Raw genomic sequence first — 15,341 nt, forward strand, 5'->3', positions numbered from 1 at the left:
TTTGTGGGAAGGAAGGAGAATCTGTACATGAAGCTGTTAATTGTAGATGACGAAGTCATTATTAGGACCGGCCTTAGCACGGTTATTAAATGGGAAGAGAATGGCATTGAGCTGCTCGCGCCGGCTGCTTCCGCGGAGGAAGCGCTGATGCGCATTCCGATAGAGTGTCCTGACATCATTCTAACCGATATTCGGATGACGGGAATGACGGGATTGGAATTGTCTCGCGAGGTTAAGCGGAATTTTCCTTACATTGAAATTGTTATATTGTCTGGATTCGATGATTTTGCATATGCACAGCAAGCGATGCGGGAAGGAATAAGTGATTATTTGCTTAAAAATAGCCGTCCTGGCGATATCATGACTGCGGTTATGCGCGTGAAGCAGCGTATCGTCAGCAGACGGGAGGCTGTGCTTCAAGAAGCCATCCATCAAACGGCGTTCCGTTGGAAGCAACTAGATCGGTTTCTTCGCGGGGACAATCTCCTGACGGAGCGTGAAAGTGAGGAACTGTTGATCTATTATCCTGAGCTGAGGCTCGGATCGGATATGGAGAAGCTAGAGTTATGGCTAGTTACATCTGCGTCTCCACTGACAATGAAGGAGGAGACGGAAAGTGAAATGAATGAGGCGGCTGCGATGATTAGGAATTCACTTGGCTGCGTCATTCTGGATTGGGAATATGGATGGCTGCTTATTTTCCGCAGGGGGCAGCCGGGCGCGAAGCGATTGGTTAAGGCGTCGATGGAGCGGGCGGAGCGCGTTTATTGCCAGCCTTTTTTTGCCGCATGCGGTGTATGGGCCAGCAACGTGGTAGAACTGAGGGAGTCACTTCGCACCGCCGAACAAACCGCCTCGTACCGCTGGTTGGCAGAGGAAGCAAGAATGCTGGCCTATGAGGATATTAAAGATCGGAAAGGAATGCAGACCGTTTGTACGGAAGAAGTGGAGAGTAAGCTAACCGCCGTTCTGAGAAGCGGGAGCCGAGAGGTCGTAAAACAGTGGATTAAAGGTGAACTGGCGAGCATTAGACAGGATGCGGAAGCGACGCCTTGTTCCGTTCAAGCGTATTTGCATTCCTTGATTGTTGGGGGGTACCGCTGGCTAGAGCGTGCAGCAGCGTCCGTTGGTCAATCGATGCCGAAGCTTCCACAGCTTGAACAGTTGGACATAAAGCTGCTTACTGCGAACCCAGAAGAAACTTTGCAGCAGATGCTGCTTGCGATCCATGCGCAGTATGAACGATTAAACGGCAGCAGGAATGAAGCCATTGACCGAACTGTAGCCTATATACGCGAGCATCTTGCAGACAGCTTGTCTTTGGCGCAAGTAGCGGCAAGCGTACATATGAACCCGAACTATTTTAGCAAGCTGTTTAAACAGGAAACAGGTAAAAACTATATTGAGTATGTAACGGAAGCGAGAATGGAATGGGCTAGCCGTTTGTTGAGGGAAACACCAGCGAAGGTAAGTGAGATCGCTAAGCGGGTAGGTTACGAGGATATGAAGCATTTTAACCAGCTGTTTAAGCGTTACAGTGGCGAAACCCCTTCGCAATATCGTTCTAAATGAATAGACGAAGGTGAAAATATCCCCCGTATGGGCTTAACTTTCCCCCCTACGACTTCTCGTCTGTCTTATCTATACTAGGGTTATCACTAAAGGGGGAATATTTGAATGAAGAAGAGACTTGCGTTTGTAACGACAATTATCTTGATGATTGCCCTTTTGGCAACCGCTTGCAACAATAGCGGAAAAAAAGAGCAGAGCAATGGAGACAACAAAAGCTCTGAAGAAAAAACGAAAATTTCAATATGGCATAACTTCGCGGGTGACGACCTTCGTGCCAAAGCGGTTAGAGACCTGATCGACAAGTATAAAGAGGAGCATCCAGACGTTGAGGTAGACGCGCAAGCGATCCCGGTTGACGGTTATCGTCAACGCCTAAGCACGGTGGCTGCGGCAAATGAAATGCCAGACGTATTTTTCGTATATGCGGGCAGCCAATCCCAAGAGTTCTATGATGCCGGTAAGCTTCAACCGATTACAGAGTTGATGGATAAATACCCAGAATGGAAGAACAGTTTCTTGGCAGGTGCATTCGACCGCTATGAGTTTGAAAAAGGACAAATTTTCACAGCGCCGCTCGGTATGTCAGCAACTTCGTTCATGTATTATAACAAAGATCTTTTCGAGAAGCATAGTGTAAAAGTGCCGACTACTTGGGAAGAGATGATGACTGCAATTAAAACGTTCAACGACAACGGCATTACGCCGATTGCCCTCGGCAATAAAGCGCCATGGGTTGCACAATCGACGATTATCGGTTCGTTGGCTGACCGCGTGACGGGCACGGAATGGTTCTTGAAAGCTGCAGCTCAAGATGGAGCATCTTTTACAGATCCTGTATTCATTGACGCTTTGGGCAAGTACAAAGAGCTCGTTGACAATAAAGCGTTTCAAGATGGCGCAAACAGCATCGACAACACGCAAGCAGAGCAATACTTCATTCAAGGCAAGGCAGCTATGATGATTAACGGCGCATGGTCGCTTACGAATCTTGCAGCATCCGCAACTCCTGAGCAGTTGGCACCTATCGAAGTCACAACTATGCCTGGCATAGAAGGTGGAGCAGGCAAACCGAATACGATTTCCGGTGGCGCAGGCGCAGGCTTCGCGCTTAACAAAAATACAAAAGGCGCACAGAAGCAGGCAGCGCTTGATCTGATCTACGCAGTAAGCGGACCGGATGGCCAAAAGGCGATCGCAGAAAGCAACTCAATGGTTATGTACAAAGTAGAACTGGATAAGTCGAAAGTAAGCCCGCTTTACTTCAAAGCTTATGAATTGGCTGTGAATTCTGAAATTACGCCGGTATATGACGCCTATTTATCTGCTGAAGCAGGCGAAGTGATCAACAACGGTCTTCAAGAGCTTATGATGGGCGGTAAGCCGGAGGATGTAGCTAAAAAACTACAGGATGCGCAAGCGCGTTCGACTAAAAAGTAATCAGACAAAAGTACGTAAAGGAGGCTGTCGCCATGCCTGCATCATTGCGCAGCAGAAGCTTCGTCATCATGGCGCTGCTTCCTGCACTACTCATCTTTATCATCTTTGCGATCGTTCCGATTTTTTGGTCAGCTTACTACGGTTTCTTTGAGTGGAAGGGACTCGGTGCTGCTAAGCTTATCGGGTTGGATAATTATCGAATGATACTAGAGGATCCAGTATTCTGGAGAGCACTGAAAAACAACCTGATCCTTGTTGTCTCGGCAGTAATAGGTCAAGTATCGGTCGCATTGCTGCTGTCATTGTTCTTGCTCAAGAACACGATGTTCAATCGGTTGATGCGCTCCGCTGTATTTCTCCCGATGGTGCTGTCTACAGTCGTCGTCGGTCTCATCTGGGGCTATATTTATCACCCGCAAATCGGTTTGCTGAATCAATTATTGGAGACGCTGGGACTGGAATCTTGGCGCCGGCCTTGGCTAGACGACCCTAAAATCAATATGTTTGCCGTATCGATCCCGATTAACTGGGCGAATATCGGCCCGTATCTTATCATTTTCATCGCTGCACTCCAAAATATCTCTTCAGAAATTGAAGATGCTGCGAAGATCGACGGGGCGGTAGCCTGGAGAAAGCTATTTTTCGTGACGCTCCCGATAATTTGGGGAACAGTTGTTGTAACCATCGTACTGTGCATATCTGGAAGTTTGAAGGCATTCGACCATGTTATCGTCATGACGCGCGGCGGTCCTGCACAATCGACAGAATTGCTCGCCACATATATGTACAATAACACCTTTACGGTATACCGTTACGGCTACGGCTCTGCGGTATCCACAATGATTATTCTGATTAGCGCCGTGCTCATTGGCCTAAATCATATCATCACGAAGAGACGCGGCTAATGGGCGGTCGGCTAATGTTAGCCCGGCCGATGAAGGAGTGAATCGCTATGCAAGCAATGATAGACGCTCGGTCGGAGAAGATGAGACGCTCGCTGTGGCGTAAGCCGATTTCCGGAATTGCGAAAATCATCCTGTTATTTTATGCCATAATTACATTGTATCCGCTATACTGGTTAGGAATAAGTGCATTCAAGTCAAATCAGGAATTTTTCAATCGTCCCTATTCCTGGCCGCAGCAATGGCAGTTCGACAATATAACCCGGGCATGGGATCTCGGAAATATGGGCCGGGCGGTGCTCAACTCCACAATTGTTACCCTCTCAGCACTGCTGCTGACCATTGTGCTCGGTATGCTTGCAGCTTATGTACTTGCTCGGTTCCCATTCAAGTTGAGTGGCGTTATAAAAGGATTGTTCTTGCTAGGCATGCTCATTCCAATTCATAGCACACTCGTTCCATTGTTTATTTTCATGAACAAGCTCGGGATGCTGAATACGTACTGGTCACTCATCCTACCGTATACGGCATTTGAATTACCAATTGCGATCTTCCTTGGAATGTCCTACATCGTATCCATTCCGAGAGAAGTAGAGGAAGCGGCGATGATCGACGGCAACGGCTGGTGGGGAATCTTCGGACGCATCATTTTCCCATTGTCCCTGCCGATCGTCGCTACGATTACAATTCTTGCATTTTTGAGGTTTTGGAATGATTTCTCCTTCGCGCTCGTCTTTATTAATTCTCAAGCGTTGAAGACGCTGCCCCTCAGCTTGTCGCTCTTCTCCGATGGATTCGGAACGGACTACAGCTTAACGATGGGCGCGATGTTTATTGCTGCAATACCAACCATTCTCATCTTTTTGATCTTCCAAGAGCAAATTATGAAAGGCATGGTAGCAGGCTCGGTCAAAGGTTAACACCTTGATCGAGTTTTTGGTGTAATTTTATATATATTTCATTATTGTGGAGGGATTGATAGTGAAGTTACATTTTATAGGAGAATTTAGCGAGCTTCAATCAGGACTTCGGTTGCTGCTTGCCGAACTTAAGTCAGAATGGTCGGAGGATGGAATTCCCGTTTTAATAGAACCGTCTTCAGGAGAACTGGAAGTGGGTTATGATGGTAAAAGCGCTTATATTCGTTACGGCGCTAAACATCAATTTTTTCGAGGCTTGGGACTGTTGATTCAGAAGATTAGGGGCGGAGAGAGCTTTCAAATTACAGAGCAACAACAATTCGATGTGATCGGTCCGATGTTTGATTTATCGCGCAATGGAGTGCTAACCGTTGAAAGCTTCAAGTTTATGCTGCGTAAAATGGCGCTGATGGGCTTGAATAGCGTCATGCTCTATTTGGAAGACACTTACGAGATAGAAGACGAGCCATATTTCGGCTACATGCGCGGCCGCTACACGGCGGCGGAGTTGAAGGAAATCGACGATTACGCCGATCAATTCGGCATTGAAGCGTTCCCGAGCATTCAAACACTGGCTCATTTGGAGGAGTTTTTGAAATGGGAGCCGGTAAAGGAATATAAAGATACAAAAGGCGCGTTGCTAGTTGGAGCGGAGAAGACCGATCGTCTGGTCGAAAATATGATTGTCAGCATTAGCGCGCCGTTCCGCAGCCGGAAAATCCACATCGGCATGGATGAAGCGGAAGAGCTTGGACGCGGTAAATTTTTGGATCGCAATGGACATATGAACCGTTTTGATATTATGACAGGCCATCTGGAGCGGGTGCTCGCAGTAACTCGACGCTTAGGGTTGAAACCGATGATGTGGAGCGATATGTTCCTGAAGCTGGCTTCAGCTAACGGTGAAGATTATTATGGCCATGAGACGCAAATATCAGAGGACATGTCGAGCCGCATTCCTAAGGACATAGATATGGTTTACTGGGACTATAACCACGTCGAGGAGAAGGACTACGAAACATTGATCGCCAAACACCGGCCGCTCGGTAATAATCTTATTTTTGCGGGTGCTGTGTGGGTATTCAATACGTTCGGCGTCAATTACGGGCTATCCTTGCCGGCGACCGATGCAGCGCTGACGGTATGCAAGAAGGAAGGCATCCGGGAAGTTTATGCGACGATGTGGGGTGACGACGGAATGGAGAGCAATCCGTACATCGCTTTGCTCGGCTTGCAGTTTTATGCGGAGCATGCTTATTCTTCGTCGACGCCGACTGACAAGGCACTGGCCGAGCGCGTTCGGTTCTGCACCGGCATCGAGGCGGACGCTTACATGGGGCTGAAGTATTTGGACGAGACACCGGGAGCTGCACCAAATAATCAGAAGCAGAGCAATCCGTCTAAGTTTCTGTTGTATCAGGATGTACTGCTGGGACTGTTCGACAAACAGATTGATGGGCTAGATATGGCGGCTCATTATGCATGGGCGGAAGGCGAAATTGCAAGCCGCAGAAAAGCTGAGGCAGAGCTAGATTACTTGTTTGAGGTGCCACAAAAGCTATGTGCGGTGTTGAAGCAGAAGAGCGAAATCGGTCTTGAGCTGAAGCGGGCTTATGACAGTGGAGACAAGGCAGTGCTTAGGCGGATTGCAGAGGATGTTTTGCCTGAAATTTCGCTGGGTGTGCAAAATCTTCGCGCCGCACACCGGAAGCAATGGCTATCGATGTTCAAACCGTTCGGCTGGGAGGTGCTCGATATTCGTTACGGCGGAGTTGTAAGCCGGCTGGATACAGCGAGCATGAGGCTGTTAGAATATGCGGACGGAAAGCTCGAACGGATCGAGGAGCTGGAGCAGGAACGATTGCTGTATAGCACGACGAACCGTTTCACCGACAAAGGTGCAGGCTGGTGCAGCTATTATTACCGTATGGCGTCGCCTAACGTCTTTTTCCATGTGATCAATCCATTCTAGGTTGAAGAATTATTCTCAAGCAAATTGAAATCAATGGTACTGGTCATGAAGTGATGGTTAGGGGCTCCGTTTTTTGTATATTTAATGTACAAGCAGTGGGAACGAGGATAAAATACGTGATGAAGACTGTAAATGATTAGATATAAAGAAAGCTGTCGAGTCATTCTCGACAGCCTGAGCAGCTCGTGTCCCCATAGAGGGCGAGCTGTTTTTATTTTGTAAATCTTACTATTCGCAGTTGTTCCTTACCTTAGTTAACCAAGCCATTAGTAGCTTGTTTTTCTTTCCATACCATCGTAATTACAAGACCAATAAACATAATGACAGCCGCAAAGAGATACGGATAGTTGATGTTTACATCAAATAATACTCCGCCTAATGCAGGTCCGATGATATTACCAAGGCTAGTATAGGTTGAGTTCATGCCAGCGACAAAGCCTTGCTCTTTTTCAGCCGTTTTTGATAAATAGGTCGTTAGTGCTGGACGGAGTAGGTCAAATGCGAGAAAGATGAAGCAGGTTACTAGCAGAACAGTTAAATAGTTATTGATCATGGTGGAGGCTACAGCTAAGGCTACGCCAGTAATTAAGCAGAGTTGAATGAGCTTTTTTTCACCGAGCTTATCTACCATTTTACCGAATAAAAAGATCTGCACAACCACCCCGAAGATTGAGCTTATTGTAATGATGGTTGCAATATCCCGTGGAGTGAAGCCAAATTTATGATCAGAAAACAGGCTAAACACAGTTTCATATGCCGATAAGCCAAAGGCGAGGACAAACACTATAATAAACGCAATAATATATGCTGGATGAAACGAGCGTTTCAGATCACTGATAAAGTTGGTGTCTTTTTTAAGTTTACTGATTTCCAAAAGCTGCTCTTTGGATAGTGGCTCTTTCAGAATAAATATCGACGAAATACAAGTGATTAAGGCGAAGCCAGCAGCAAAATAGAATGGAGCACGTATACCTAGTTCAGTAATAAATCCTCCGATTCCTGGGCCAATAATAAAACCAATACTAATGGCGGCAGAAACATAACCCATTGCCTTAGGTCTTTCCTCTACTGAGGTGATGTCCGCAACATAGGCAGTGACGGCAGGCATAATGAATGCACCAGCAATCCCTCCAAGAATTCTGGCGATATAAAGAACGGATACATGTGTGCCTAAACCAAAGATTAATTCCGATGCACTGAAGAGCACTAAGCCGATAACGATCATTTTTTTTCTGCCGTAAGTGTCAATCCAACGCCCTGCCAGAGGAGACATGAGTAATTGCGCGAATGCAAATGCTGCTACAAGATACCCCATCGTTTTACCTGACAAATGCATAATGTTCATAAAGGATGGCATAACAGGGACGATCAGCCCAACGCCTAGAAAAACAATGAATATGTTACTTAGTAGAATGAGTAAGACTGTTTTTTGTTCTTTCAATGGTTTCTTCATGAAGTAATACCTCTCTTTGTAAAATCACAGCTGTGAAATACCTCTCCAAAATACGGTCCATGAGGCATTTAGTTTTTCATTTAAACGGATTTCATTATTGCCATACACAAGCTCTAGCATGATCGAATCAACTACACCTAAAAAGGCAAGCGTTGGAATGGAGGCTGCATCTTCCATGATGACTTTGGCATCGATCCAAGCATGGAATTTACTTTCAAGTACGGGTTGAATCTTTTTCTCTGTGTCGATTACTTCTTCATCAATCGCTTTAGCAAGATGGGGCGGTGGAAAAAAAGAGATACGCAGCCAAAACTTTAACTGCTCGTTCTTTTGAAACATATCAATGACCAATTGCAGATATCCTAATAAATCTGTTTTAGGATTTTGAGTCCCTACCTTACTCAAATATTGTAGTTTGGATGAGATTTCTGTCTCTTTGGCATCTTGTAGAACTTGCAGAAAAAGATCATCCTTCCCTTTGAAATGGGCATAAAGAGATTGTTTTTTCATCCCGACTTGCTCAGCAATTTGAGACAAAGAAGCCCCCTCATATCCATGAGTTGTGAAACATTTCAAAGCAATGTCTTTAATTTCTTTACTTTTCAAAAAAAATCACCTCGATATTAACGAACGTTCGTCAGTTATACTATCAAATTAAATTATTTTATGCAAATGAATATTGTTTGAAGTGAGTCTTCCCTTTTAACATATCCTTAATTCTCAAGCGGTTTGAAAAGACGATTGACCAACTAAAAGAGCTGATCCTAAAGTAGAACTTTCTACAATAGTGTCGGCTCTTTTTCATTTTGAATCAGCTCGTAAGCGATGTCGAAAGATGAAAATAAACTCGGATTTATTTGTGAAGTAAATTTGAATGTGTAATATTCTGAGTACTTTTGTCGCCATGCAGGAAGTAGCACAAATTTAAGGGAATATGTTGTTCAATATTCATGGTGAGGTAGAAGTAAGCGTTTATAAGTTATCTTTTAAAGGGGAGGGAACTTATGAGAAAAAATTGGCGGATGTCTAGCACATTGAGGCTTTTTTTTATACTTGTAGTCATTCTGCCGATCATCTTATTCTCCATCATTATTCTAAATATTTATAAGCGAGATATTCTTCAGCAAAATACATCACGGTCTCAGCAAACGGCTCAAGCGATCTCCTATTCTGTTAGTCAGGAAATAAGGAGGTTGACGGGTCTATTCGCTTCCATCGGTATGGACAGGGATGTGATGGCAAAGCTTTATGAAATTAATCGTAAGCGTGGAGTCGAGAAACAGCAGGCTTACTATGAGCTAAAGGTCTTAATAGAGAAGTACACGGCATCCATCTCAGGACGAGTACTGTCGGTGAACTTCCTATTTAAAGACCATCAATCCTATTCGTACTTAAAGAACTTGAATTTGGATGATTCTTATTTTCGCCAAAAAACGTGGTATGGGCAGGTGCTGAATAATCCAGATAGCGTTCATTTTCTGGGGATGATGCCCAATATTTTATATGGTAACTACAATCCTTACAATATGGTTGCTGCCCTATCTCCAAGTGTAATCAATCCTTTATCCCAGCTAGAAATGATTCTTTTTACGTTTGAGAGTAGTGCCTTTGATCATATTTTGCAGTCACGTGATAATACGGAATCCAGCCTTTTTATCGTCACAGAGGAAGGTCAAATTATCTCATCCAATACCCTTGCCTCTAGAGGGGGGGAATTCCAAATGCACTGGTTCGCAAATCGTGGGCCGCAGGAAAAAGGGTACGTTGTGGATGTTAATGGTGAAGATAGAAATTTGATAACCTACGCCAAGATTGATCAGACTGGATGGTGGCTTGTACAGTCTATTCCATATGCTGATCTAACAGCCAATTACCTTAGTGTGAATTATATCGTATGGGTGTTTGCATTGATGATCATCTTAGCATTTATTCTTGTTTCATTTTACTTTGTATCTAATGTTACTAAGCCGTTAAATGAGCTTCTCCGACAAATGGATCTGGTTACTGAAGGTGATTTAAACGCTAAATTTATGAGAACCGGCAGCCTGGAGCTAATTAAGCTTGGGCATTCTTTTAATCACATGACGGAGCGTATTCAGGATCTGCTCTACCATCATGAAAGGCAAGAGGTGGAGAAGCGAAAGGCGGAGTTTGCAGCACTTCAGTCGCAGATCAATCCACACTTTTTAATAAATACGCTCAATTCAATCAAGTTTATGGCTTTAATCAGTAAAGCAGATAACATACGGAATATGACACATGCGCTAACTCGTCTACTGGCTTCTTCTTTTAATCGAGGTGGAATTCTGACTACGATTGATGAGGAAATAGATCATTTAAAGAATTATTTGTATATCATGGAGATTCGTTTTGGTAGACCCATTCAAACGAGATGGGAAGTAGATGAGGATTTAGCAGGTTATTATATATTGAAATTGCTACTACAACCTATTTTAGAAAACAGTATTATTCATGGACTAAAGAATGTTGACTATCTTGGTATCATCGAAATCATAGTGAGCAAACAAGCGGAAGATCTTCTTATAACTATAGCTGATAATGGTGTAGGCATGTTGGATATGGATGCTCAGGAATATGACAGCGATGGTATACGCCATCAGCATTCTTTCAGTGGTATGGGAAACAGTAACGTTAATAAGCGAATTCAGCTACATTACGGGAGGCGTTACGGTTTAAAGTACGAGAAGAATAAACCTCAGGGGACGATAGTATCGATAAGACTACCGTTGATCGACACGCCGGAGGAAGAGATGCAGGATCAGTTGTTAGGGGAGGGAGGATGAAGCAAAATGCTGCGGAGGATCATAAAAGATCATAGTCCAGAGGGAAAACATCATTCATGTGTAACTTCAGAGGAGGTATGATGGTATAAACTTTTTTCGAAGGCTGTGATTAATAGAAGTGAAAATAATACTCCGTGTGTCCTTAATAGGGATCATTTCTCTTATTTTTGTAGGTGGCTTCTTCTCTTTAAGTAAGTTCAGTCCCAAAGGAGGGGCAATAGAGCAACAACAGGGAAAGGTGAATCTGGATCAACCGATTAAAATAAAATTTGGCATGTGGGAAGCGAAGACAGATATCAAATTTTGGACGGAAAAGGTAAGAGACTACTCTAAAATTAAGCCTAATGTAACGGTTGAAGTAGAGACAATTCCCGATAATAGCGGTCAGTATTTAAAGGTTCGTTTAGCAGCCAATGATTTGCCGGATATTTTTTACCTGAAGCCAGATGACCTACTCACTTACAAAGCAGTACTTCTTCCACTGGATGGATTAACCGCAGCAAAAAACAATAAATATCCCGCTAGATTAGATCATTCCATTCTTGGTCTACCACTTGTATCCTTCTCTGAATATGTCTATTACCATCCAAGCATCTTTCAAGAGGCCGGCGTAGAGATTCCGCAAACGATGGATGAATTTATGGATGTGATGATGAAGATTAAAGCGCATGGCAAATATATTCCGATTGCGATTGGTGGGAAAGAGAATTGGACGTTTTATCCTTTCACTGAGTTCGGACCGCCTCTACTATCCAAGAATGAAAATTATTTATCTTCAATCGCACAGACAAAACGCCCTTTCGGAAAAGGTTCTCCTTTCGAGAAAGCAGCAGTGATGATTAAGAAAATAGCAGAGAATGAACTAGCAGGGCCCGATGCACTCAATATTGGTGTGGATCAGGCAACGCTGCTGTTTCAAAATAATAAAGCGGCTATGCTTGCACTCGGTCAGTGGTACCTTAGAGATCATTTATCCAAAATGAAGGATGATAAAGATTTAGATGCGTTCACATTGCCCTGGAGAGAGACAACTTCAGAGCGTTTGCAGGCAATCACTATGCCAGATCAATATATGGCGATCAATAAAAATTCCAAAAATACGGAAGAAGTTAAAGCATTTTTGGAGTGGGTATTTAGCCGGGATGTTTACCAAGTGTATATTAATTATTCGCAAAATTCATCGACAGTGATCAATATTGAATCATTCCTGCCGTTCTTCAACAATGTTCAAGAGAAGCACCCCTTTGAGCCGTTTATGTACCTGGGGATCGATGAGAAGTTTGAAAAAGTAAAAAATGCCATACAGTTTGATGAAAAGAAGGCTGCACAAGAAATTTTTTCAGGTGCTGAGGTGGCCGATATTCAAGAAAAATTGAATGATGATTGGGAGATAGCGGTTGAGGCTTTGAGGTAATCCTATAGATCAATTATGGAGGGATTTATGATGAAATTTAAAGCTCTCATTGTTGATGATGAACCATTAGCTAGGTTAGCCCTCCGGGAGTATATATCCATTGCTTCGACCGATTTTGAGATTGCAGGGGAAGCAGGAGATGGTAAGGAGGCATTAAATATGCTGAAAATCCATCAGGATGTGGATCTAGTTCTGGCGGATATTCAAATGCCAAATATGAATGGAGTAGAGCTACTCGAAGCACTGAATAACACTACTTTTTCGAATCAACCGTTAACCATCATGCTTAGCGCATACGGAGATTATTCTTTTGTAAGAGATTCCTTTGTGCTCGGCGCCTTTGATTACATTGTTAAAGCCAAGTTAGATGAAACTTATATTGCACCGGTACTGACTAAGACTGTGGAAGAATTGAAGCGGCGGCAAAGCTCCTCAAAGACAGTATCAACCTTAGAGGACGTAGAAGCTTCGATCTGTTCTGTTCTGCATCGACTTTGCCTATCGGATTCTTTAGAAGTGACAGATGATGATATAACGCCTTCGTTGGAGCTTGTTCGAAAGCATATGGGGGAAAAAAATCTGGAGGTTGCGCTTCTTAGGCTATCAGATACCGTTCAATTTGAAGATTCACACCGTATGATTATGCAGACGATACGAACGGTAACAAATCGAAGTAGAAGTGAAGGGATCTGCAAAGTATGCAGATATGATGACAGGCATTATGTTTTGTTCTTCTCTTTTCCAGAGCAATGCAGCATCATCGCCATTCGTAGATTGACAGACATAATCTTGTCTGAGGTGAGCATGAGATTAAAGCAATTCATTAATTTGAAGCTTTCTATGGGCATCAGTGATATTGTGGATGGTCATCAGCAGTGGAACCGATTATTCCGCCAAGCTGAACGATTAGCAGGTTTGAGTTTCTACCAGGGGTACAATCGATTGTATTATCCGGAAGCTGAAAGGCGTCCATCTATTAAGGAAAGTGACTGGAAAGAAGCATGGTATTTGGCTAGAACCGAAATGCTGAAGTCATTAAGTGATCCGGATTTAATGAAATGGCAGGAGGTCTATGAACACTGCTGTAACTTGTTGATTCAGCGATACCCTTGTTCACCTGAGCTTATCAAATCAGATGTAGTCGATATGACTTGGGAGGCAAGCGCATTAATTTATCAAAAAGGCGTTTCTTGGGAAAAGCTTCATGATAAGCTGCCTTATCCTATCACGGATCATATTTATAAGCAGGAAACCTGGGAGAATACGGTGCATTGGTGCCGACTGTTCTTGGAACATCTGCATCAAAAGCTGCATCCGAAAGATCAACCCAAGGAATGCTTTCTTAGCCCTGTTGTTGCTAAAACGAAAGAGCTCATAGAGAAAAACTTTAACGAAGATGTCCATTTGTCGAATATTAGTCAGATTGTCGGTGTAAGCGAGAGCTATTTAAGCAAACAGTTTTCCAAAGAAATAGGTGTTAATTTCATTCAGTTTCTGACGAATCTGCGAATCGAGAAGGCTAAAAAGGCGCTGGAGAGCGGAATGAAAATATACGAGGTTTCTGAGCAAGTAGGATACGTGAATCCAGAACATTTCAGTCGTATTTTTAAAAAAATCACAGGAATTAGTCCCTTAGCTTATCGCAGAGAGAATGAATAACAAAAATAATCAATGTTGAACAAAATAAATCATGTGTATCCGATTTCAAAATCCATATGATAGGGGGGAGTTAAAATTCACGGGTGAAGGGATGTTCTTATGAGACGCAAACGATTCACATTCGCACTAATCTGTACGTTATGTTCTTCCATGTGGTTGAGTACAGTCCATGCTGAAAAAGTCTCTGACTTCGAGATGCAGACATCAGCTACTGAATCTGCTAATTCTACGTTCACCGTTACATTAAAGGGTAAAGATATTCAAGACTTATACGCATATGAAGCTAAATTTAATTTTGACCCGAAAGTGCTTGAGATTGTAAAAGCAGAAACGAAGATCAAAGGCTTTTCTGTATCTCCAATCGTGAAAAACAATGAAATTACGATAGCCCATACCAAGATCGGAAATGTGAATGGCGAAAAGGGTAATTTGGACATTGCCACGATTACCTTTAAAGCTAAAAGGGCTGGTACAACTGCAGTAAAATGGACCGCATTAAAAGTTCTTGATCGTAATCTGAAAGATCAGGAATTCACCCCGAATCAATCCTCAACATTCACCAAGATTTTCAGCGATATCGTCTCACATTGGGCGAAGCAAGATATCATGGAAATGGTCACTAAAGGAATTGTTGAAGGCATGGATGCCGACAGCTTTGCCCCGAATAATAACATCACTCGCGCACAATTCGCAGCTCTTATAGCCAGAGCATTAGATCTTACAGAAGGTTCTGGAAGTAATCCGTTTACGGATGTGAAATCAGGAGTTTGGTACGAAGATACGGTAAAGAAAGCTTATGCGGCCGGAATTATTAGTGGTTTGTCCAAGACGAAATTTGCTCCGGAAAAAAGCATTACTCGTGAAGAAATGACAACGATGCTGATGCGAGCGAAAGCTTATGCTTCCGGTGTAAAGATCGATAGTATAGCCTCAGATTCTACTACTACGTTTAAAGATGATAGTAAAATAAGCCCGTGGGCTAAAGCGTCGGTGGGCTTTGCCTTGAAATCGGGATTAATGAAAGGTAGAACTCAGACTACATTTGCACCAAAAGAATCTGCTACAAGAGCGGAATCAGCCGCTGTTATCAAGCGATTGTTAAATTCCAAGTAATACAAAAAAACATATAATGACGCACCTTCTTATGGAAGGAGGGCTCATTATGGCCATGTGATGTCAAAAACATACAATTAAAGGAAATATGTGAA

The 15,341-nt window shown here is 43.4% G+C and carries 11 protein-coding genes; 9 read left to right on the forward strand and 2 right to left on the reverse strand.

Going from position 1 to position 15,341, the window contains the following annotated elements; all coding sequences use genetic code 11:
- The first annotated feature begins 27 nt into the window (after positions 1-27).
- The 5 genes from MHI27_RS09125 to MHI27_RS09145 all read left to right on the forward strand — a co-directional run bounded on the left by MHI27_RS09125 (position 28) and on the right by MHI27_RS09145 (position 6,803).
- Positions 28-1,572 (forward strand): helix-turn-helix domain-containing protein, encoded by a 1,545-nt coding sequence (locus tag MHI27_RS09125; protein WP_076283304.1) that lies wholly within the window; start codon positions 28-30, stop codon positions 1,570-1,572.
- 105 nt (positions 1,573-1,677) lie between these two features.
- Positions 1,678-3,009 (forward strand): extracellular solute-binding protein, encoded by a 1,332-nt coding sequence (locus MHI27_RS09130; RefSeq protein WP_076283303.1) that lies wholly within the window; start codon positions 1,678-1,680, stop codon positions 3,007-3,009.
- 32 nt (positions 3,010-3,041) lie between these two features.
- Positions 3,042-3,914: a carbohydrate ABC transporter permease gene (locus MHI27_RS09135; RefSeq protein ID WP_042186574.1), complete on the forward strand. Its 873-nt coding sequence runs from the start codon at positions 3,042-3,044 to the stop codon at positions 3,912-3,914.
- Between the two features lie 56 nt (positions 3,915-3,970).
- Complete coding sequence (locus tag MHI27_RS09140; RefSeq protein WP_405176710.1) at positions 3,971-4,831, forward strand: carbohydrate ABC transporter permease; 861 nt, start codon at positions 3,971-3,973, stop codon at positions 4,829-4,831.
- Between the two features lie 61 nt (positions 4,832-4,892).
- Positions 4,893-6,803, forward strand: a complete 1,911-nt coding sequence (locus MHI27_RS09145) for a beta-N-acetylhexosaminidase (RefSeq protein ID WP_405176071.1) — start codon at positions 4,893-4,895, stop codon at positions 6,801-6,803.
- Between the two features lie 250 nt (positions 6,804-7,053).
- On the opposite strand, the gene MHI27_RS09150 is transcribed toward MHI27_RS09145, so the two are convergent.
- Both MHI27_RS09150 and MHI27_RS09155 read right to left on the reverse strand, forming a co-directional pair.
- The gene (locus tag MHI27_RS09150) at positions 7,054-8,256 is read right to left on the reverse strand and encodes an MFS transporter (RefSeq protein WP_405176072.1); all 1,203 of its coding nucleotides are present in this window, start codon (positions 8,254-8,256) and stop codon (positions 7,054-7,056) included.
- 24 nt (positions 8,257-8,280) lie between these two features.
- Positions 8,281-8,862 carry a TetR/AcrR family transcriptional regulator gene (locus MHI27_RS09155; RefSeq protein ID WP_405176073.1) on the reverse strand — a complete coding sequence of 194 codons (582 nt, stop codon included), beginning with the start codon at positions 8,860-8,862 and terminating at the stop codon, positions 8,281-8,283.
- A gap of 398 nt (positions 8,863-9,260) precedes the next feature.
- Between MHI27_RS09155 and MHI27_RS09160 the strand changes: the two genes are divergently transcribed.
- From MHI27_RS09160 to MHI27_RS09175, 4 genes are all read left to right on the forward strand, one after another.
- On the forward strand, positions 9,261-11,060 hold the full coding sequence (locus MHI27_RS09160) for a sensor histidine kinase (protein WP_405176074.1): 1,800 nt from the start codon (positions 9,261-9,263) through the stop codon (positions 11,058-11,060).
- A 118-nt stretch (positions 11,061-11,178) separates the two neighbouring features.
- Positions 11,179-12,474 (forward strand): ABC transporter substrate-binding protein, encoded by a 1,296-nt coding sequence (locus MHI27_RS09165; RefSeq protein ID WP_405176075.1) that lies wholly within the window; start codon positions 11,179-11,181, stop codon positions 12,472-12,474.
- Positions 12,475-12,501: 27 nt separating this feature from the next.
- Positions 12,502-14,133: a helix-turn-helix domain-containing protein gene (locus tag MHI27_RS09170; RefSeq protein ID WP_405176076.1), complete on the forward strand. Its 1,632-nt coding sequence runs from the start codon at positions 12,502-12,504 to the stop codon at positions 14,131-14,133.
- Between the two features lie 99 nt (positions 14,134-14,232).
- A complete protein-coding gene (locus MHI27_RS09175) occupies positions 14,233-15,246 on the forward strand; it encodes an S-layer homology domain-containing protein (protein WP_405176077.1) in 1,014 nt (337 codons plus the stop codon).
- The last annotated feature ends 95 nt before the right edge of the window (positions 15,247-15,341 follow it).

It is taken from the genome of Paenibacillus sp. FSL H8-0261 (assembly GCF_045040645.1).
Lineage (GTDB): Bacteria > Bacillota > Bacilli > Paenibacillales > Paenibacillaceae > Paenibacillus_AQ.

Coding starts and splice junctions, on each gene's coding strand:
- MHI27_RS09125 (WP_076283304.1), top strand. CDS start 28: ATGAAGCTGTTAATTGTAGATGACGAAGTCATTATTAGGACCGGCCTT.
- MHI27_RS09130 (WP_076283303.1), top strand. CDS start 1,678: ATGAAGAAGAGACTTGCGTTTGTAACGACAATTATCTTGATGATTGCC.
- MHI27_RS09135 (WP_042186574.1), top strand. CDS start 3,042: ATGCCTGCATCATTGCGCAGCAGAAGCTTCGTCATCATGGCGCTGCTT.
- MHI27_RS09140 (WP_405176710.1), top strand. CDS start 3,971: ATGATAGACGCTCGGTCGGAGAAGATGAGACGCTCGCTGTGGCGTAAG.
- MHI27_RS09150 (WP_405176072.1), bottom strand. CDS start 8,256: ATGAAGAAACCATTGAAAGAACAAAAAACAGTCTTACTCATTCTACTA.
- MHI27_RS09160 (WP_405176074.1), top strand. CDS start 9,261: ATGAGAAAAAATTGGCGGATGTCTAGCACATTGAGGCTTTTTTTTATA.
- MHI27_RS09170 (WP_405176076.1), top strand. CDS start 12,502: ATGATGAAATTTAAAGCTCTCATTGTTGATGATGAACCATTAGCTAGG.
- MHI27_RS09175 (WP_405176077.1), top strand. CDS start 14,233: ATGAGACGCAAACGATTCACATTCGCACTAATCTGTACGTTATGTTCT.